At 58.0% G+C, this 17391-nt stretch carries 23 protein-coding genes and 4 pseudogenes; 4 read left to right on the top strand and 23 right to left on the bottom strand.

Annotated elements, in window-relative coordinates:
- Window positions 1–32: 32 nt before the first annotated feature.
- The 12 genes and pseudogenes from MUN73_RS21115 to MUN73_RS21055 form a co-directional block, all read right to left on the bottom strand.
- Window positions 33–983, bottom strand: coding sequence for a MarR family winged helix-turn-helix transcriptional regulator (locus MUN73_RS21115; protein ID WP_250142495.1), 951 nt, complete (start codon window positions 981–983; stop codon window positions 33–35).
- Between the two features lie 44 nt (window positions 984–1027).
- Window positions 1028–1612: pseudogene (locus MUN73_RS21110) on the bottom strand (hypothetical protein).
- 67 nt (window positions 1613–1679) lie between these two features.
- Window positions 1680–1967 carry an amphi-Trp domain-containing protein gene (locus tag MUN73_RS21105; protein WP_250142494.1) on the bottom strand — a complete coding sequence of 96 codons (288 nt, stop codon included), beginning with the start codon at window positions 1965–1967 and terminating at the stop codon, window positions 1680–1682.
- A gap of 66 nt (window positions 1968–2033) precedes the next feature.
- A complete protein-coding gene (locus MUN73_RS21100; protein WP_250142493.1) occupies window positions 2034–2429 on the bottom strand; it encodes a DUF7567 family protein in 396 nt (131 codons plus the stop codon).
- A gap of 69 nt (window positions 2430–2498) precedes the next feature.
- The gene (locus tag MUN73_RS21095) at window positions 2499–2864 is read right to left on the bottom strand and encodes a DUF7568 family protein (RefSeq protein ID WP_250142492.1); all 366 of its coding nucleotides are present in this window, start codon (window positions 2862–2864) and stop codon (window positions 2499–2501) included.
- A gap of 3 nt (window positions 2865–2867) precedes the next feature.
- Complete coding sequence (locus tag MUN73_RS21090) at window positions 2868–3359, bottom strand: DUF7995 family protein (RefSeq protein WP_250142491.1); 492 nt, start codon at window positions 3357–3359, stop codon at window positions 2868–2870.
- Between the two features lie 105 nt (window positions 3360–3464).
- The gene (locus MUN73_RS21085; protein ID WP_250142490.1) at window positions 3465–3905 is read right to left on the bottom strand and encodes a DUF8025 family protein; all 441 of its coding nucleotides are present in this window, start codon (window positions 3903–3905) and stop codon (window positions 3465–3467) included.
- 143 nt (window positions 3906–4048) lie between these two features.
- Window positions 4049–4933 carry a biosurfactant protein 1 gene (locus MUN73_RS21080; RefSeq protein ID WP_250142489.1) on the bottom strand — a complete coding sequence of 295 codons (885 nt, stop codon included), beginning with the start codon at window positions 4931–4933 and terminating at the stop codon, window positions 4049–4051.
- A gap of 245 nt (window positions 4934–5178) precedes the next feature.
- Window positions 5179–6000, bottom strand: coding sequence for an SWIM zinc finger family protein (locus MUN73_RS22845; RefSeq protein WP_382181132.1), 822 nt, complete (start codon window positions 5998–6000; stop codon window positions 5179–5181).
- Window positions 6001–6200: 200 nt separating this feature from the next.
- Window positions 6201–6653, bottom strand: coding sequence for a toxin-antitoxin system TumE family protein (locus tag MUN73_RS21065; protein WP_006065509.1), 453 nt, complete (start codon window positions 6651–6653; stop codon window positions 6201–6203).
- On the bottom strand, window positions 6650–7162 hold the full coding sequence (locus MUN73_RS21060) for a winged helix-turn-helix domain-containing protein (protein ID WP_250142486.1): 513 nt from the start codon (window positions 7160–7162) through the stop codon (window positions 6650–6652). The genes MUN73_RS21065 and MUN73_RS21060 overlap by 4 nt, the downstream gene beginning before the upstream one ends.
- Window positions 7163–7241: 79 nt before the next feature.
- Window positions 7242–8168, bottom strand: a complete 927-nt coding sequence (locus MUN73_RS21055; protein WP_250142485.1) for a transcription initiation factor IIB — start codon at window positions 8166–8168, stop codon at window positions 7242–7244.
- 282 nt (window positions 8169–8450) lie between these two features.
- Between MUN73_RS21055 and MUN73_RS21050 the strand changes: the two genes are divergently transcribed.
- From MUN73_RS21050 to MUN73_RS21035, 4 genes are all read left to right on the top strand, one after another.
- Complete coding sequence (locus MUN73_RS21050; RefSeq protein ID WP_250142484.1) at window positions 8451–9296, top strand: hypothetical protein; 846 nt, start codon at window positions 8451–8453, stop codon at window positions 9294–9296.
- A 128-nt stretch (window positions 9297–9424) separates the two neighbouring features.
- Window positions 9425–10699, top strand: a complete 1275-nt coding sequence (locus MUN73_RS21045) for a hypothetical protein (RefSeq protein WP_250142483.1) — start codon at window positions 9425–9427, stop codon at window positions 10697–10699.
- A gap of 2 nt (window positions 10700–10701) precedes the next feature.
- Entirely contained in the window at window positions 10702–11418 is a 717-nt protein-coding gene (locus tag MUN73_RS21040) for a hypothetical protein (RefSeq protein ID WP_250142482.1), read from the top strand.
- Window positions 11412–11606, top strand: coding sequence for a hypothetical protein (locus MUN73_RS21035; RefSeq protein WP_250142481.1), 195 nt, complete (start codon window positions 11412–11414; stop codon window positions 11604–11606). Before MUN73_RS21040 ends, MUN73_RS21035 begins: the two co-directional genes overlap by 7 nt.
- Window positions 11607–11852: 246 nt before the next feature.
- Here MUN73_RS21035 and MUN73_RS21030 read toward each other — a convergent pair whose 3' ends face one another.
- The 11 genes and pseudogenes from MUN73_RS21030 to MUN73_RS20985 all read right to left on the bottom strand — a co-directional run.
- Window positions 11853–12749, bottom strand: coding sequence for a DNA-binding protein (locus tag MUN73_RS21030; RefSeq protein WP_250142480.1), 897 nt, complete (start codon window positions 12747–12749; stop codon window positions 11853–11855).
- Between the two features lie 722 nt (window positions 12750–13471).
- The gene (locus tag MUN73_RS21025; RefSeq protein ID WP_250142479.1) at window positions 13472–13972 is read right to left on the bottom strand and encodes a PIN domain-containing protein; all 501 of its coding nucleotides are present in this window, start codon (window positions 13970–13972) and stop codon (window positions 13472–13474) included.
- On the bottom strand, window positions 13969–14571 hold the full coding sequence (locus tag MUN73_RS21020) for a DUF7437 domain-containing protein (RefSeq protein ID WP_250142478.1): 603 nt from the start codon (window positions 14569–14571) through the stop codon (window positions 13969–13971). Before MUN73_RS21020 ends, MUN73_RS21025 begins: the two co-directional genes overlap by 4 nt.
- A gap of 239 nt (window positions 14572–14810) precedes the next feature.
- Window positions 14811–14978 (bottom strand): hypothetical protein, encoded by a 168-nt coding sequence (locus MUN73_RS21015; protein ID WP_250142566.1) that lies wholly within the window; start codon window positions 14976–14978, stop codon window positions 14811–14813.
- The gene (locus MUN73_RS22890) at window positions 14975–15205 is read right to left on the bottom strand and encodes a DUF8150 family protein (protein WP_465260998.1); all 231 of its coding nucleotides are present in this window, start codon (window positions 15203–15205) and stop codon (window positions 14975–14977) included. Before MUN73_RS22890 ends, MUN73_RS21015 begins: the two co-directional genes overlap by 4 nt.
- An 81-nt stretch (window positions 15206–15286) precedes the next feature.
- Window positions 15287–15457, bottom strand: a complete 171-nt coding sequence (locus MUN73_RS21010; protein WP_250142477.1) for a hypothetical protein — start codon at window positions 15455–15457, stop codon at window positions 15287–15289.
- 100 nt (window positions 15458–15557) lie between these two features.
- Window positions 15558–15911: pseudogene (locus MUN73_RS21005) on the bottom strand (transposase); the annotation flags it as partial.
- Between the two features lie 58 nt (window positions 15912–15969).
- Window positions 15970–16329, bottom strand: coding sequence for a MarR family transcriptional regulator (locus MUN73_RS21000; RefSeq protein WP_250142476.1), 360 nt, complete (start codon window positions 16327–16329; stop codon window positions 15970–15972).
- Window positions 16330–16418: 89 nt separating this feature from the next.
- Window positions 16419–16754: pseudogene (locus MUN73_RS20995) on the bottom strand (DUF7558 family protein).
- Complete coding sequence (locus tag MUN73_RS20990) at window positions 16754–17044, bottom strand: DUF8069 family protein (RefSeq protein WP_250142475.1); 291 nt, start codon at window positions 17042–17044, stop codon at window positions 16754–16756. The pseudogene MUN73_RS20995 and the gene MUN73_RS20990 overlap by 1 nt, the downstream one beginning before the upstream one ends.
- Window positions 17045–17179: 135 nt before the next feature.
- Window positions 17180–17389: pseudogene (locus MUN73_RS20985) on the bottom strand (toxin-antitoxin system TumE family protein); the annotation flags it as partial.
- Window positions 17390–17391: the final 2 nt, after the last annotated feature.

Raw genomic sequence — 17391 nt, 5'->3', positions numbered from 1 at the left:
CGCAATTTTCCGCGGGGCTGCGGGCGTTGTTGTTACGAGACTCCGTACTGCTCTTTGAGTGCCATATATTCGTCCTTCTTTGGAAGGATGACTGGCAGATCATCTGTCCTGTCGTAGTCACCCTGAAGTGGCCGATACAACGCGTCCACAGTAGGTTCCCGGTCGTACCACCGTGCGGTCTCGATGAGTGCTTCTTGATCGATATCTTGCGTCTCGATCAACAGCATCGAATAACTGACGCGCCGGGATCCGCTATCGAGAAGGAGCGTATGGCACACGGCTTCAGCAGGCGTTAGCTCCTCGTATGGAGCATACCAGAACGGAGGCTCGCCGGCGAGGAAAAACTGTAGACCATACGCTGCAAACCGGCCCAGTCCGGTCATCTCCCAGTCTGGAGCTGCTTGGAGCGCGTCCGTATCCTCAGCGGTCTGTACGCGGACGAGGGATCGCTTCGGATCGCACCACGCGATCGTGGCGCTGGGGGCGATTTCCCGGACCCGTGCTCGATGTTCATGCTCTACGGTGGCCCGAGCGAACGCCAGCAGCGGCGAGACTTCGTCCCGGAGGGCATACTTCGGATCGGATCTGGAGAGTAATGCTCGGTGCTTGAGCGGTGATAACGCGCTATGGGCACCTTGTCGGGTGATTCCGAGCCGGTCTGCGATATCAGCGATGTGTCGTGGCCTATCGAGGTACCAACACACGCGGAGGGTGGCTGGCGAGAGCAGTTCCGTCCAGTCTACGTGGCTGAACTCCGACTGGAGCGTTCGATACGCTTCGGCGACGGGATGTTCCGCGATGCGGACTCGACGCTGATTGCTGGGGCCACGGGTTTCTGAGAGCAATCCCGCTGCGAGCAACTCATCGAGTACGTCGTAGAGATGCTCTCGTGAATACCCGGTATCAGCCGCGAGTTCCTTCGGTGTTGCTTCACGGCCGGTACTCAGCGCGTCAAGCACGGCGAGTCCGGCCTTCGTAATCATCTGGGTCTTTCTAAATCCTAACTATATAAATACGATTTGGGATTTTACTTGACGACAGCTTCGTCCCGAACCGGTTCTGTGAGTGCGTCCTCGAGCGACCCGTGGAATTGCCAGCTGGCCCGCTCGAAGGCCTCGTCGGTCGGACCGTCCCAGCGGGGGAATGTGGAGTGACCGCTCACTCTGACTGTCCACTCGGTCAGCTCGTCGAACGGTTTCTCCGTCGGGAGTTCCACGACGTAGAGGTATTCCTCGTCGCCGTGGATGCCGTCAGCTGGATCCTCGACGCCGTGTCCAAGCAGGAACAGCGGCTGGTCGAGGTGCTCCATATTGGACGGCTCAAGGAGATACGCTGGCTGAGCCGCGTCGATCGTTCACTCTGGGTCGCCATCCAGATACAGCCTGACCGTCGAAAGCTTGTCGAGGAACACGAACGCAGCCGCCGTGTAGCCCGGCCCGCGATCGGCGAGGGTCGCATCGAGAAGCTCTTTCAGCTGTGTGAGATCCCGGAGGACGCTACCCGGGTAGCCATCCGAATGCCGGTACACCTGCGCGACGCGGTCGGCGCTGCCATCTGTCTCACCGGTCTGGTCGACTCGTTGTATGAACCGGAGTTGACTCTGTGTCGACATCGGTACTCTCCGGCACGAGTGCGCCGGCGCCCATCACCGGCGCACCAAAAACACTGATGCCAGCTACTTATTCGATTTCCAGATTCCCCGTTCCTCCTTCAGCACCCTCACTGTTCTCATCCCATTCGAGTTCGAACTCGATGCTCAGCTCTCCAGGGCCATCGGCCGGCCCTTCCCGTTCGGCTTTGACTTCGAATGTCGGACGTTCCGGGGGATCCATTGTGACGGACTCTGCCCCCGTCTTCAGGGTGATCGAACCTCCCTGTTCGAGCTTTTCGGCGACGTTCCGGAGGTACGACGCGATTTCGTCTCGGCTCTGGGCACTCTCGGATTTGAACAGGACTTCTTCAGGCATATACTCTCACTTACACCCCCTACTCGGATAAGTGGTCCTCTCAATCTCACAACGGAAATTTTCTCGTTACGCTAAGTGGGGGACCTCCTCTGGCTCCTCGACGTCATCGAACTCGCCGCGCTTGACAGGCTCCCAGTCCTCACCCGGCTCCGGACTCCACCAATTGACCTCGTAGGCGCCCGGTGCGCCGAGGATCTTCACGCGCGCCGACCCATCAGGCAGGTCGCGGCGCAGTTTCTCGTCGATGTGGAGGTTCCAGGTCGTGGCAGTATCGAAGCAAGCGAGCACGGCCTCCTCGTAGCCGCGTGTCTCTCGGGATTCTTGGAGTTCGACCTGGGTGTTGCAGTTCTTGCAGAACACCCCCTCGAAGGGGATGTGAGTGAAGACCTCCTGCCCGCAGACGGGGCACCAGAGGAACTCGAACAGCGCCTTACTGTGTCGGTCAAGTACTTCGAGACTCATTGTTTGCCTAACCCAGCCGTACCGGGTCACCACCTCGTGCCCGGCCGAAAAACAGCGTCCAGCGCTCACTCACCGTTCGGCGCCGTAGACGATGCGGGAGGGGGCTTCGTACCCACAGTCGGGGCAGTCGTACCACCGCTGGACTTTCGCCCCGTCTGCTGCCTTCTCGCTGATGAGGACGTCGTCGTTCGGACACTCCGAACAGCTGAGGTCCGGAGCGGACCGCTCCCGGAGCTCGTCACGGAATGACTTCGCATCCTTCGTCTCGTATCCCCGCGACCAGACCGGGTAGCCGTCGGCGAGGATTGCCCCACGCCATTTGTACCGGTAGGAGTCTGGCGCTCGATGCAGGACAGCTCGAGCGCCAGTCTCGGTGTTCCGATACGCCAACGTTGGCGAGCGGCTCTCGCGTCGCCAGTTGGTGATGCGGGGCATTGTTTAGAAATGGACGTCCGCCGGAACGACCCAGAGGTCGTCACTCTCGTCGACGATGCGATCCAGCTGGCCTTGGTGGCGAATCCCGCAACCGTGTTCGTCGTACAGGAAAATCGAGGGACCGTCGTAGGCACCGACTTGATGGAAGGCATGCCGGGCGAGGTTCTCATCACGCATTATCTCATCATCGCTAAGCTCGTCGAGCGCCTCCTGTACTCGATTGAGGTTCCGCTGGAACTCGCTCTTCGTCGCCTCCCAACCGCGCTCCAGGAGTTCCTGGCCTTCATCAGAGTTTACGCGCGCTGCAACTGGGAGGTCGCCCCAACGAGCTTTCCCTGCCACCGTCGTGCCTTCTTGATCGAACGTGACGAAGTAGTCGAATACGGCGCCACCGTGCGGGTCGGCTCCAACTAGCCGATCGAACACTGCTTTACCGGTGGCCACTGCGTCGTCTCGCGTCGATGCCTCTACCAGGGTGTAAATGATCATATGCATCGGTTTTCACCGTCGTCTACCGACGCACGCGACTGCACACTGCCTCGCTACATGATGCGCCGGCACCCATCGCCGGCGCTCAAAAAATAGTACTGGCGATGCTGGCTAGACGTTCTCGAACTCCGACTGGCGGTCCTCCTCGTCGACGCTGATCGTCAGGTCCCCGGTTTCGTAATCGGCCTCGAACTCAACTGAGAACGTATCCGAGTTGTAGGCGGCGTGGTACGCACGATGTCGCTTGAGCGACCCGGTCGCCTTGAAGTGGAAGAAGGCAGCAGCTGTGTACGGCTTGCTTGCTGTTTCGACCTGTGCTTCGACTGATGCCGGGAGTGCGATGTGCGGCGTGTCACTGTCGATTCCTGCGGCGAAGGATCGAGCTTCGTCGACGTTTGCTTGCGAGTGTGCTGGTGTCTCACCGGTCAACACATCCACGGGTGTTTTCGTCTCATCTGTGAATAGTACGTCTTCGAAGGTACGAGTGCCAAGAATCGCGTCGGGGCTCAGCTCACAATCCTCAAACGGATCTTTCGATGGTTGTTCAGACATTGAATCACGAAGCCCTGAGGGCTCAGTCATTTACCCCTCGACAAACAGGACCTCCACATCTCGTGGGGAGGCTGCACTAGTCTTAACCAACATACTTCGTGTCGCCGTTCTCTGTTGGTTAAGGTTTTGTTCAACTGATTATCCTATTGGGGATTCGGTCCGTAACGAGGCGACTGACACACCTGGCACTCCCACATCGGCTGGCCCGACCACTCGTCATTTGGGACAGCCTCGAGCTCTTGGAACTGATGATCAGTCTTTCGACCACACTTGCGACATTCAAGACGTGTTTTCGAAGGAGCACTGGGTTGACGATCCTCTAAGTGCTCGTCGTCGACGGATCGCTGAAGTGCAATTGCTGGCACCAACCAGACGTCGTTCTCCGCGCTCTCCAGTAGGGCTGTAAGCCGACCTTCGACGCAAATGTCGTACCCACCCTCGTCGTAGAGGAACGTCGTGTGCGCCCCTTCATTCCGCAAATGCGTCGAATCTGTCTGTCCCGTCCGCTCACGAGCGGCGGTGAGTAGCTGTTCACCGCTTTCGGAGGTAGCTCGAACTGCTTCGGGGAGCGAGGGCCACTTGTCGACCAGCTGTGCGGCGGGCTCTGCATCGAGGTCGTAGATCAGTTGGCAGTTGTCGACCGCTGGGTCCCTGTCAGCCTTCGTGAGTAGCGTGGCCGCAACAGTACCCTTCGCGACGGCGTTGTAGAACGTCGACGCCTCGACGAGTAGATGGACGACATGGAGTAGTATCCACTCAGTATCTGAGGTGGGACTCTCGTCGCTGGTTCCATCGAGATGGTTCGTGAGGCAGAACCGGCACTTCGTCTGAGAGGTCGGAATCGATGCCCCACAGGATCTACACTTGTTCTCAGACTCGGTCTGCTGGTCCGGATATCCTGTACTGGTTGATGCAACACGCTGCCGGCGGGCCTCCCAATCCCCACATCCGCTCAGCTTATCGTCTGGCATGTGGGTCGCCTCGCCGGTCGGCCGCAGCTCCTCAAAGTCAGAATCTCGGTTGTACATCGATTAGCTCGTAGGTTCTGCCGGGATGGTATTTCAACGTCGGGGTGACCGTGCTCGCGACTTCTTCTTGAATTACGCGAAGACACCTCGTAACGCTCTCCAATACATCACTAGGTGTATGATGCGCTACGATCATTGATGTCGCCGCCCTCACTGACGTGGTGTCTCTCAATATCGGCGAGTACAAGTATCGCTCGTCGCGGACCAGTCATGACGCGCTCCGAACGTCGTCGACGCCGCGTGAGCTACTCGCAGGACTGTTCGCCTACCTCTTCTCGGAGCTCGGCCGCTGCCCGCTCGAAGTGTTCCGCGAGGAATGGCGTTCCCGACGTCGCTCGCTCATCGAGGAATGCGACGGCGTCTGTGACCGTGTCGGCGTCGCGTTCCGTGGCCACGACACAGTCGACGTACCCGTCGAGTGCCCGTCTGAACGCACTCGAGAAGTGGTCGTATGCGCCGTCGACGCGCTCCATGTTGTCGTCAAGCGACTCGATAAGTCCCCGGTAGACGATCATCGCTGATCTGTACTGCCCCTGCTTGCGGTACTCGTTCGCGAGATCGAACCACTGCGTGAAGTCGATCGGCTCGAAAACGACGTCGTATTCAGGGTTCGTCTCCTCAAACCGCCGATCGATCGAGGTGCGAAGTTCGTTGACCGACCGCCTCGTCGACCCACCGGCATGGGCGAGAAACCGATCGCGGAGGTCCGCATCGGTCACGAGTTCTTCACGCAGGAACGCGCGGAGCTCGTCGGCGTCGGCACCGTTGAGTGCAGCGTCGAGTCGATCGCCTTCGTCTGGTGGACGGTCGTCAACACACCGAAGCAATACGGCGACGACGTGCTTGCACGTTCCCGGCCCGTCGTACGGACAGTCGCACCACGGGGCAAACCCGTCGGCGGCGAGGTCAACACGGACATCGTACTGACGGCTGCCGCTCACGACGGCGGTTACGGTGGTGTCGACGCGGTGAATCTCATGGACACGGCCCTCAGCAAGGTATCGATCGCCGCGCTCGAAGACCGCGTCCGTGCAGACATCCCGAACCATGTCCTCGGTTACGTCCATGTGCGTAGACGGTGTTCCAGCGCGAGCGGGAAAAACTGATCCGTCGATCTCGCTTTCGCTCCAGATCGGAACGTTCTCGCTCTGAGAGAAGCCGCGATACTGTTGCAGTGCCGCATCAACACCACTCCGGGCGCGACGGGATACCGATACGGCCGTGTCTCAATGGTGAGATCCCTTCTAGACTTTCGCGGTAGTCATCCTTACGGTGGATTTGACGCACTATTCAGCCGATCTAGGTCCTCGTCCTCGTACGCTGCTCGCCACATCGTATGGACTGCACGAGTGACGAGTGACACCTCGGTCACGTCGATACAGGACGGTTCAGCTGCCGTCGTGGTGGCCTCGGGAGGAGGATGGAAATGGATTTCGGGTGAGTGTGTATTCGGGTGCCGATCGAATCGCCAGTTGACGTCTTCGCTATCGACGTAATGAAACGAATACATCCCCAGTTCGCTCCACTGGATATCGAGTCTCGCAGCGTCGGCGTCTCCAAGACCGTCGCTGAGACTGATCTGCAGTTCCGTGGGTGCGACGACGTCATCGTACGAGGTTGCGTCGACTAACGGCTCAAGCTCGAGCCATAGGTCACGAATCCGCTGGAGCGCTGGGAGATAAATCGGTCCGAACTCGCCGGCTCGGTCGTCCTCGCTCATACAGCGAGCTGGTGGCTGGCCTCGTCGTAGGCAAGTGCTGCTTGGGCGACGGCGAGATTCTGCCGCGCCGTTCGCCACGCGGTGAGGTCGTCCCAGCCCTCCGTCTCGTCGGCGTCGAGTTGCTGGCTGAGCTCTTCGGGTGACACCACGTCGTAGCGGTCCTCATAGCGCCGGATCTCGGCCTTCATTTTCTTGATGCTGTCGAGCAACTCCGGCCGATTGACTTCCTCTCGAAGTTCGCGGATCCGGGACATCAACACCCGGTCGCTGTTTCGCTTGTACAGCGTTGTTTGGCCGTCCTGCTCCGTCTCGGCGAAGCCCGTGTTCACGAGCGCCTTGCAGTGTCGACGTGCCGTCGGTTCGCTCACGAGGGCGCGGTCGGCGATCTCGGCTGCCGACTGCCCGCCGTGGGTTTGCTCAACGATTTCGTACACCCGCTCGAATGGCGTGGTATCCTCTTTCCAATCCGCTTTGACCTGCTCGTTGATGTCATCCCACGTCTCGGTCATACTGGGTGCTACGCACTCTATGAACAAATAATTTCCTGAGAAAACTATTCCTTTCAACGGTGCTTGTACAGGAGCATTGTCAGGCTACCTGATCCTCTAACGTGTCTCGATGTGACCGGATGGTCGTTGCAGTGACGCTCGCCGCCGCAGCGACTTCCGCCTGCGTCAGCCATTGTCCTTCTTCGCGACCCGCCTTATACAGACAGGCGGCTGCGAATCCTGATGGTTTGACACCGGACGCTACTCCTGTCGATTCAGACTGTTCAGCCAACCTTCGAGCTCGCTGTCGGATGTACGCTGGAACATCGAGTTCTGACGCGAGACGGGGGATGAATTCGCTCGGGCGAACAGGCTGGGCTGGCAGTCCAAGTTCTGTATTCAGCGTCTTGTACGCGTTCGTAACTCTCGATTGTTCAACGCGTGCCGCGTCGACGACGTCGTCGAGTAACCGCGAGTGGCCGTTACAGCGACAGACTCCATAGACGCTTGCTGCAGCTATCGCCTCGATTGATCGGCCTCGAAGCAGATCTTCGGTTTGAGCGCTCCGGAACAGTTGACACGCCTGATCCCGAACCGAACTTGAGAGCTCGAGGACGCTCGCGATTCTTCGAACTTCACCCAAGCCGTGTGCGAGGTTTCGCTCGGCTTTCGACTGGAACCGACCACGAGTCTGTTCACGCCGCATTCGGGATAGCTGCTGGCGCTTTCGCCCGGAGAGTTCGTTCCCGTTCGCATCTTTCCAGCGACCGATTTCCGTCGACAGCCCTCGGTCGTGACGTGCCGCAGTCAGTGGAGCGCCCGTCCGCTTTCGCTGGTCTTGATCGTGAGTTCTCCATTCAGGACCGTGGTCGATTCGTTGTTCCTCAATAACGAGTCCACAGTCCTCACAGATGGTTTCGACCGAGTTGGTAGTGACCCGGCCATCGCACTCCGGACATGGGTTCGTGCTGGAGTTCGTCTGGACGTCCTCGTCGAAGCTTGTTTCGTAGATATCTCTCGTCGCCATGTTTTCTCACCAATTTTTGGAGATTCGCCGGTACGGCGAACCCCTCACCCCTTGAGGGGACAATAGACTCTGTCGAGGGACTGACGTACCTACTAAGGGATTTTGCGTTCTTGAATTACGATGTTATAATAACTCACAATATTATGGATATGGTGACATAAAAAGGACACAATTCCTGAGCACAAACTCAACTATCCAGCGCCCAAACGAAATCTATTCAGTGTGATCGAGTTATCACTTCGAAAATTATATTGTCGACAGAAGGAACTGATGTAGATAAGAATGGATGGTGACAGCTCCGACAGCTTGCGATCAAAAGTCTGGAGCTTCATCAAAACCCGCTGGGTCGAACTCCTTGGCATCATCTTCCTCGCCGCAGTAACGATCGACCTCAGTATCTATGCCGGAGAGCAATTCGTGAACAGCGTCACATCATGGGCCAGCACCAACGACGGCCTCGCCTCAATCATCCTCTCTGCAGGCCTACTCTTCGCCTACCTCCTACAATTCCGCACCCAAGACCGGCAACGAGTCCTGATGAACCAACAAAAACAGATTATGGATGCCAGATATACACCACTTGTCGGCGTCACACAGCAAACCCTCGAAGACCACAGCTCTAATCCCGAAATTTCCGAAACCGAATCCCTTCAACTCACCATAGTCAACCGCGGCAACTCATTAGCAACTGATCTCCAACTCCACTTCCTGATCTCTTACGACACCGATAACCAACGCTACACGAATCACAGCCGCCCACTCAGAAGAACAGAAGACGGCGTATGGTGGAGCTCCGGGTCCGGCGGCAGTATATCCCCCGAAGAAGACGAAGTAGAGTTTTCCGTCCCAGCGGAAGTCACTGACATAGAACACAGCCAAGACGAACCCATCGACATCGCTGACGCCATCAATGACATCTTTGTATCAGAGGGCGACATTGACGAAATAGAAATCGCAACACAACTCCGCTACAAAGACGCCAAAGGAAACCAGAAAGAAATCGACCTCTCAATCTACACCATTAAATCATCCAACGGAGATGCCAACCTGAAACTGTCCTCAGCCGCCAACGAAAGAGCCGTAAGAAAATCCAAAGAATCAGACAAAGTCGGCGCTATCAAAGCCTGAACGCCTCCATACCCTCTCCGATAAAGTCATCATGCATCTTTTTGTTCCCAGCGGAAAGAGTCTCGCTAATGGCAGTCCGCACACCCTACCCAAACACAACAAGAACCACAGGTTAAACCCCCATCACTATGAAACCAAACTTGGAAAACCTGACCGGGGAAGATATCGACACGATCGTCGGCGAACTTGTTGATTTTGTAACTCGAACCGACGAAGAGATATCTGAAGAAAAAAAGAAGAAAACGACGAAAACTCCGGAGCTGAAGTTCTTCATCGCACGCGGCAACGAATACGAACTTGGAAACTTGGCAGCGATCGTGGAAACCCAACTCCGAGATAAATCCCTGAAAGACTACGAATATACCTTCTTCGAGGAACATCTGTTCGAAGAACAAAAACTGAATGAGGACACTTCCTACGTTCGAATCAGCACGCCGGAATACGACCGTCACGACCACTTCATCTTCTACCTCAAAGATAACTATCTCCGGGTCTTCACAGTCGAACGACGTCACTGGACCAAACGAACCGTAGAGAAACTGATTCGCTACCTCCCCTCATTAGATAGAGTATTCCTCTCCTCAGAAGACCTCGTCGACATCGTTAACAAAGTCGAAGGCAACATAGACGGCTTCACCGCGAAATACGATACTGTCTTTGACGACCGAGATATGAGCATCCAGCTCCACGGTGGGGAACAACGGTATCTAACAGATCTGGAAGACGATTACGGAGTCCAACCTACCCGACTGGAATTCAGCAAGACGAACAGCCCGAGAATTGAGGGAACAGCAAACCGGGACGGATACGGCTCGATTCCACGTGTCCAGCAATCGGAACCCGGCTTTGGGAACGATACCACAATAGAACTCACCAACCAATACGTCGAAAAGGATCAGGAGAACTTCGAAGTCGAATACGCGCCAAGAAAGCTGTCCTATAGGGACGAACAGGCCATACAAGAGCTCTCCGACTTCGATGTAGAGGACTCGAAAGACGTACCCGCCCCCTCCGACAATGATACACCAGATTCTGTAGCGGTCGACGGTGGATTCGCCATTGAAGGCTACACCACAGTCGAACTGGTTGAGCACATACCTAACAAGAAAACGGACCCGGATCAGGAATCTCCGTCGTTCGAGCAATTGGTTAAAGGGCTTCGGGAAAACATCCTCGATAGAAAACACCGATACGACTTTTCAGAGTGGGAAGAAGGCAACTTCTTTGTCTTCGACGGAGAACGGAACGAACCCTTCGAAATCACGATCAACGAGACGAACATTCTGCTCCACGCCAAGGCAACCACGACAGCTGCCAGCCTCAGCGACTTTTACTCCATTATCCACAGAGAACTCAGCACTAATTATCGGGTGAAGAAGCACTCGGAGAAGATTACTGTCTAACCATGGGATGGCTGGAACAAAAAGAGAAAATAAACGCTCTGAATCTCTTCCACTCAGTTATAAAAAGCGACACCAGTAATCGTGGGATCGCGTCTCAGGGCTTCAAACTCGTCGGTCCATTTCTCCCAGTCCCCGATAACCGGAACGACGTGTTCACACGGCCAGAATTCACGTTCTACAGCGGCGACACCGTCGTCTTCGTCAACGTGGAACCAGATGACCGAGTCACCGAAGAACACCGTCGCCGAGCAGAAGACTACCAACGGTTGAACCTAGAGGCCGTCGAAGACTTCATCCGGAAAAAAGGCAGAGCAGGAGAAGTCCATCTTTCCACCCGTAATCTCAACCACTTCGAACATCATCTCGTTTTTGACAAAGACGCCGTAGAGTCAGCTAAGGCAGGAGGACCCGGTGCAGATATCTACGACGACATCAAGGACAAATGCGGCATCCTCTCACAGAGCAGAGGCGGTAAACTCCTTTTCGAAGACGGATTAGCACAAGACGACTCCTTCCACAGCATTGTTTCCACCGGAATCAACTTGCCTCCAACCCCGAGCAAAGAGTTCCTTCTGACTGGAGAAATCAAACCTGAGAGCTTGGCAGTATCGCTTGCCCAAGTTATCCTGCCGGAACAGTTCAAACACAACGAGACTGTGAAGATGACACCCCGTAGGGTTCCCCACTACTATGATCGTGATATGATCTTGATATGGTGAGGAAGACTCTAGAATACCTTCGGCATAGAAATGCGTGCGACGATATCGGGAAATATGAGTACTCGTTCAGCCGGGGAGACATCTCAGAGCTCTATGACGTGGAAGAACATCTCCGTGAGACCACGGTCCAGGAGTATTTGGAGAAACAGGGCGGGAAGCAGTTCTCCATAGCGGAGTACACTGACTAAGAATTCGCCTCCAAGAAATCGCGAACATCCACGAACGTTTCAACATGATTGCAGGTACGCCCGCACCAGTCGTGGGTCTGACAGATTCGCTCGCATCGCGTACTCCTTCCCCAGTTTCTTGCTCAAATGTTGGACTTGTTCTCGAGGTCGTGGCTGCGCGCGCAGCGAAGCGAGCACGGAGCGGAGGGTGGGGAGGAGGGGTCTGGGTCGGTCCGGTACGTAGCAAAAAAGAGTCACCTCGACCGGCTATTCCCACCACCGACCGCGCTCAGGGAACATCACGGTGCTCCACCCAGTGAGGGCTACTGAGACGCGCCCGTTGTACCAGTTCTTCGCAGCCCCGTGAATGCGAACTCGTTCGCCTTCTTCGATCCAGGGTTGGTCACTTGCGACCCACGACGTCAGCTTCGTTCGCCCACTTTCGTCTTCGATGAGCCCCACTTGGGAAATAGCTGAACTCGACGACTCCCACAGCTGTGTCACAGTACCTTCGATGCTCACCTCTTTCCGATTGACGCCTTCGAGCATCCCGATGGGAACCACCTGTCCCGGCGCCGTCTGCAACTCCTCGAACACCCCGACGACTGCACTCATCAGGTCTTTCCCATCGACGACGGCTTCACCCATTCGCCGACCAATCGCTGCTCGCGACCAGCCATCCAGCTTCTCGGCCAGCCGCATTGACTGCTTGTTCACCACAGCCAACTGCTCCTGCGTCAGTTCTGCACGAGGATCGTCTCGCTCTGGATCCGCCCACGGGTTCACGCTTGCCGCCCGTTTCTGGAACTCAACACGTCGCTCAGCGCTCCGCTTCGCCGCGATATCTCGCGTCCGCTTCTCCCGACCTTCTTGCATCCCCATCTCCGCCCTGGCACTGATGCGCTCCAGCTCCGCCTCTCGCGCCCGAATGCGCTCTTCCTGTTCAAGAGTCGCACCGTAGATTCGCTCGTCACTGGTGTCGACCATCCCGTCCGGGTGGTTGGCATCTACCTTCGCCTGCACCTCCATCTGCACCGTTGCCTGGAACTCCGGTGTCTCATCGACGACCTCGAAGCCGTCCTCGTCGACCACCTCTTCGTCCGCTTTTTCGAATGCCTGTTCATCGACCGAAACTACTTCACTGGTAACGTTCTTACTTGACATTGGAATTCTCCAAAATTCCGAAGGCGCTCAGCGCCCGACACCGCGATGCTCCTACATCGCGGTTTTCCGACGACAACGACCGACAGAACCATCTGTGCGCTCTCGCTCGCGCCTTCGTGAGCGCCCCTTGGGGCGCGAGCGAGAGCGCCTCGGGGAGGTCATCCAACCAGAACCGCGCGCCGACCCGCCCGGAGCGAGCGGCCAGCTTTAAGCCGTTTCTCGCGTCCGGCCCGGACTGCGGGTCCGTGTCCAGCGCGACGGTCGTGAGCACGGCGAGTCGTGGTATGACTCGCCGCGTGGAGCGGCCCAAAGTGCTGGAACGCGAAAGCCCGCGAGGGGCGCAACCGAAAACGCGCTTAATGCTGGCGTCGAGACCAGATTCATTTCAGCCCGGAACGGCGAGCTTGCTCGCCGCATGCCCGGAATGGTCGGTCGCGAGCGATGCGGAGGGCGGAAGCGGCGAGCGGGGCGTGCCGTAACAAAGAACCTGTTCAACCGGGTTCGACGCTCAGTGAGACAGCCGACATCCTGGTGGACTCAGAAAGGGCGAGGCTGTCTCGGTCGTCCCCCGACTCCGCAAGCACCGCAGGTACGAGGAGCGCAGCGTGGGTCGCGGGATGCCGAGCGGCCGAGGGCTTTCGAGACAGCAACGGCCATCGCTGGCGGGCTGATATCGAATTTTGCTCCGTAGTGATCGGTGTGCGGACCCAACGAGGAGCGGCCTACTCGAGAAGATCTTCGACGAAGCGGAAGCCGTTCACGTATGTGACTGAATCGCCGTAGCCCTCACTGGCGAAGACATTTTCAGCCCCTTCTCCAGCGAGGGTATCCGTCGTGTAGATGTAAGCGTGGTCAGTGGTCTCGTCGACGAACGCTTGAGCGGCGACCCCTGCCAGCGCTGGATCCGCACGTTCGATCTCGTCGGCAGGGCGGTCATCAGCGTTCGCGATGTATCGCTGCACGCCGTCCATCGTCCGGGAGACTAGTGCGTTCGTGTATCCCAACGGGGCTGCGACTCGGGCCCACCCTTCGTCGATTGCCGTGTCGACCGGCGGTGTCTCGACGTCGGGCGCGTTGACGGTCAGTTCGTCGTAGACACGTTCCGGGAGGACGAACGTCATGTCGTTCCGGCGTGCAAACGTTCGGACGACCTGATACCGACGGTTCGACGGTTTCCCCATCGCGACGAACAGACCGGTATCAGCGATATGGATGGCGCTCACGCGTTGTCGCCAGCGATGTCCCGGTCGACACCCTCGATATCCACGACCGACGCGCCCGCCTCCTCGATATCGAAGTGCTCGTGGACGACGGAGCGCAGCGCCTGCAGGATGATCTCGGCGGCGAGCGGCGAGATGTCGAGATCACGGGCCATCAGCCGGTGGGTGACCTCGCCACGTTCCCGGTCGACGGTGTAGGTGAGTGCCGTTGCGAGTCCGGCGATGCCGTGGCGGTCGATGTAGGTATCGATGTCATCGTCGGTCGTGCGACGGGCGATGGCGTCGATGAGCGCGGGCGTGATCGTGTACTCGCGAGCGTCATCAGCTGCTGTGACGGTCAGATTGATGTCGCGAGCGACGTACACCCGGGGTTGCTCGTCGGTGGTCGCCTCGATGACGCTGGCGTCGACCAGCCGGTTCACATAGGTGTAGGCCGTGCCCTGCGCGAGGTCAAGTTCGTTCATGAGTTCCTGAACGGTTGCTTCCTCCTCTCGGGCGAGATACGCGTACAGTTGGGCCAGCTGTGGCTCCTCAAGGAGGTCCGCGACCGAGAGGAAGTCGCGAATGACGTCGCCGTTGGCTCGGTTTGACGTGCGTGACATGGGCAATTGGTTGTTTACAGTTTACAGCGAATCAGTAAAGAGTGTTGCGGTCAATCTATCCGGACTAGGTGCGAGCGACGCGGCGGGCGGCAGCGGTGAGCGGGACGGGCCGCAGAGAAACACGGTTCAACCGGACTTGACACGCAGCGACTCAGCCGCTATACTCTTCGTACGGTGCCACCAGAGAAATTCTGATCAGGGTCAACAAGGGGGATCAACGGGTGCGACGCTGTAGGAGGTCACGCGTCAGCCACTTCGTTAACGAAGTCCTCGTCCAACTGCTGTTTCAACACCCACAGGTTCGCCGCCGTTTCGGCGCCGACGAGCTCTGTGAGCTGGTCGATGGTTATTTCGTCATCGTAGTGAGCGGCCGCGATCTCTTGGGTAACCGCGTCCTCGACGGTCATCGGCCACGCACCCGATTGCGAGCGGCCGCGAACCGAACCGGATCGGTTTCGCCAGCAGCGGCCATCTCGTTTGCCGGCTGGAACTGGGATTCGATGAGTCGATTTTGGTGGCGTGGCCACTCACTATCGTCGTGCGTCCGAACGCATTCGGCCCACTGTTTGATCATTGTACGCCGTTGCTCGGTATTCTGGTGCTGATCGTCTTCAAATCCATGTGAGTTCAGCATAATAGTTCTCCTCTCCAAGCTCATTGACGTATACTGGTTGGTCCGTCGATAGCCACGGAAGCACTGAGTAAGTGTAACGAATTACTCGTCTTCGAGTGCTGCATAGATCACCGCGTGGCGGTGTCCGTCAAGCTCACCCATCTCGAGGGCGATCTCGCGACGTTCGGCATCGCTCTCGGCCGCCTGATACCGCTCGTAGAGCTGGCGGACCTCGTCGTCGACCGCCGTCGAGGGATCGGTGCTGGACGCCATTGTTCTGTTGAGCAGACTCTGTGTGTCCCTTTATCAGTTGCGACAAGTACGGGCTCGGAAGTGAACCGCCTCGGGGTCAATCCCCGAGGCTTCCCGTGGTTTAGTCGGACACTCCCACTTGACCATCGGCCTGATAGCCTCGGGCGGTCGGATGGGTCACGGTCGGGGCGTCCACGGCCCCCGATGCCTGCCGTCGCACCGTCCGAACAACGGGAAGGCTGTTGAGAGCAGGCACATTCCAATCGAGTTTCTTCACGCCTTTCACGGCGATATTGACGCTTGCACCACGGTCGCTGTGGTCTTGGTGCCCACACGACCGACACTTGAACCGCTTCTTGTGACGGTTCGCACGCTCCGTATGACCGCACATCGGACACCTCTGACTCGTGTATGCTGGGTCAATCCACGCGGTCGGAACCCCCTCGAACGCGGCCTTGTATGACGTATAGAACTCTCCGAGAGCGGGTCGGTCGCCCACACGATGTCACCGCGTTCCAGTTCTTCGAACGCAGTCACTGTACTTCTTCCATCTCGTCGGTTTCGAGGTCCTCAAGACACTCCTCACCGTACTGTTCGTCTGCAGTCTCGTGGTGTCGGTGGAGCCGATAGGCTGACTGGAGTCGTTCCTCGTCGTCCGTGATCGCCCAGTACGGGCGCTTGTGCCGCACGAGACCTCGTTCCTTCAATCGCGAGAGAATCGCACTGACGGCGTCTGTATCCAGCCCGAGGTGCTCGGCGATCGTTGTCGCCTTCCACGCTCGGTCGTCATTCTTGTCGAGGAACAGCACGATCCGCTCGGTATCATTCCGGTCCTCGAATTCGTCGGCGTCAGCGTTCTCGAACTCGTCGATATCGATGGTGCCGCTCGACATAGGCTAGTGTTGGGACTGTTGGAATTAAGTTGTTTGGTATGTTTGCTATCGTGGACGGGCGTTTCCGTGCCCAGAAATGCGGGAGGGAGTCACTCCGCTGGCGTCGCGACGAGATGTTCCTCGAGGTCACGCGTCCAGTGCGTGGCGGGCCCACCGGGGCTACAGCGAGCACAAAGCTGCAGCGGCCCCTCGAGATGTCCAAGTTCTACGCGAAATCGAGTGAGCGCTGCGAGCGTGTCAACGACGAGCCCACACCCGTCGCAGGCGTGGTGATCGCGCTCATCGAGATCGAGTCGCGACTAGATCGCACAGTCGACGCAGATCGGGTGGGTGACTCGCTCGTCCTGCCCCCAAGTGTGGGCCTCGCTAGTCTCGGTACCGGGTGGGGCGTCACAGAAGGCACAGCCAACGAGCGTCTGCTGCATCACTCGGCCTCCACGTCGGCGTTGCAAGCGGCCGTCCAGCCCTGGTGGAAGACAGCCAACTGCGTGGCTGAATCGAACACAGTACTACTCGGCTCGTGAACGAGAACGCGGTCCTCGGGAACCGGGGTGACGACGTCCGCGTCGACGAGATCGTCGACCACGCTGCGGGCCATCGTGTCGTCGATGTCCGCCGTGTCGACCCTGGCGGCGTCGCGGTCCTGGGCGAGCAACTCTTTCTCGAACTGTTCGTAGTCGGCACTCGTGTCGTCGTGGAGATCGGGAGTAGCCATTATGAATCACGCCGCGCACGCTGTCGCGCGCTGCACGCCTTCTGGCGTTAACGAGACGCCTCGCGTCTCGTTCGCACACCAGAACGCGTCGCGTTCTGGGGACGCCGACAAACACTCCACGCGAGACCGTAGCCCTTACTCGCTCCAGAGAGCCGTAATTCGGTCTTCGATCTCGTCGAGGACGAGTGCAACGACGTCACGATGGTCGTCCGGCCACGATGCGTCCTCGCCAGGCGTCGGGGCAGTGGGCGGGGGATGGAAGTGGTCTCGTGTATTGTGCGGATTCGGGTGGCGGTCCCACCGGCACTCCCAGGCGTGGTCCGGGCGCTTTTCTCGATAGTGGAGTG

Source organism: Halosolutus amylolyticus, from assembly GCF_023566055.1.
Lineage (GTDB): Archaea > Halobacteriota > Halobacteria > Halobacteriales > Natrialbaceae > Halosolutus > Halosolutus amylolyticus.
The sequence above is the reverse complement of the archived record's forward strand: the minus strand, read 5'-3'. Positions and strand labels throughout refer to the sequence as shown.

Bases quoted from the DNA above. Each gene is read 5' to 3' on its own strand.
- MUN73_RS21090 (WP_250142491.1), bottom strand. From the start codon at position 3,359: ATGCATATGATCATTTACACCCTGGTAGAGGCATCGACGCGAGACGAC.
- MUN73_RS22890 (WP_465260998.1), bottom strand. From the start codon at position 15,205: ATGCTGAACTCACATGGATTTGAAGACGATCAGCACCAGAATACCGAG.
- MUN73_RS21035 (WP_250142481.1), top strand. From the start codon at position 11,412: ATGGTGAGGAAGACTCTAGAATACCTTCGGCATAGAAATGCGTGCGAC.
- MUN73_RS21030 (WP_250142480.1), bottom strand. From the start codon at position 12,749: ATGTCAAGTAAGAACGTTACCAGTGAAGTAGTTTCGGTCGATGAACAG.
- MUN73_RS21085 (WP_250142490.1), bottom strand. From the start codon at position 3,905: ATGTCTGAACAACCATCGAAAGATCCGTTTGAGGATTGTGAGCTGAGC.
- MUN73_RS21065 (WP_006065509.1), bottom strand. From the start codon at position 6,653: ATGAGCGAGGACGACCGAGCCGGCGAGTTCGGACCGATTTATCTCCCA.
- MUN73_RS21095 (WP_250142492.1), bottom strand. From the start codon at position 2,864: ATGCCCCGCATCACCAACTGGCGACGCGAGAGCCGCTCGCCAACGTTG.
- MUN73_RS21020 (WP_250142478.1), bottom strand. From the start codon at position 14,571: ATGTCACGCACGTCAAACCGAGCCAACGGCGACGTCATTCGCGACTTC.
- MUN73_RS21105 (WP_250142494.1), bottom strand. From the start codon at position 1,967: ATGCCTGAAGAAGTCCTGTTCAAATCCGAGAGTGCCCAGAGCCGAGAC.
- MUN73_RS20990 (WP_250142475.1), bottom strand. From the start codon at position 17,044: ATGGCTACTCCCGATCTCCACGACGACACGAGTGCCGACTACGAACAG.
- MUN73_RS21055 (WP_250142485.1), bottom strand. From the start codon at position 8,168: ATGGCGACGAGAGATATCTACGAAACAAGCTTCGACGAGGACGTCCAG.
- MUN73_RS21060 (WP_250142486.1), bottom strand. From the start codon at position 7,162: ATGACCGAGACGTGGGATGACATCAACGAGCAGGTCAAAGCGGATTGG.
- MUN73_RS21050 (WP_250142484.1), top strand. From the start codon at position 8,451: ATGGATGGTGACAGCTCCGACAGCTTGCGATCAAAAGTCTGGAGCTTC.
- MUN73_RS21010 (WP_250142477.1), bottom strand. From the start codon at position 15,457: ATGGCGTCCAGCACCGATCCCTCGACGGCGGTCGACGACGAGGTCCGC.
- MUN73_RS21000 (WP_250142476.1), bottom strand. From the start codon at position 16,329: ATGTCGAGCGGCACCATCGATATCGACGAGTTCGAGAACGCTGACGCC.
- MUN73_RS21100 (WP_250142493.1), bottom strand. From the start codon at position 2,429: ATGAGTCTCGAAGTACTTGACCGACACAGTAAGGCGCTGTTCGAGTTC.
- MUN73_RS21015 (WP_250142566.1), bottom strand. From the start codon at position 14,978: ATGACCGTCGAGGACGCGGTTACCCAAGAGATCGCGGCCGCTCACTAC.
- MUN73_RS21040 (WP_250142482.1), top strand. From the start codon at position 10,702: ATGGGATGGCTGGAACAAAAAGAGAAAATAAACGCTCTGAATCTCTTC.
- MUN73_RS21045 (WP_250142483.1), top strand. From the start codon at position 9,425: ATGAAACCAAACTTGGAAAACCTGACCGGGGAAGATATCGACACGATC.
- MUN73_RS21115 (WP_250142495.1), bottom strand. From the start codon at position 983: ATGATTACGAAGGCCGGACTCGCCGTGCTTGACGCGCTGAGTACCGGC.
- MUN73_RS22845 (WP_382181132.1), bottom strand. From the start codon at position 6,000: ATGGACGTAACCGAGGACATGGTTCGGGATGTCTGCACGGACGCGGTC.
- MUN73_RS21080 (WP_250142489.1), bottom strand. From the start codon at position 4,933: ATGTACAACCGAGATTCTGACTTTGAGGAGCTGCGGCCGACCGGCGAG.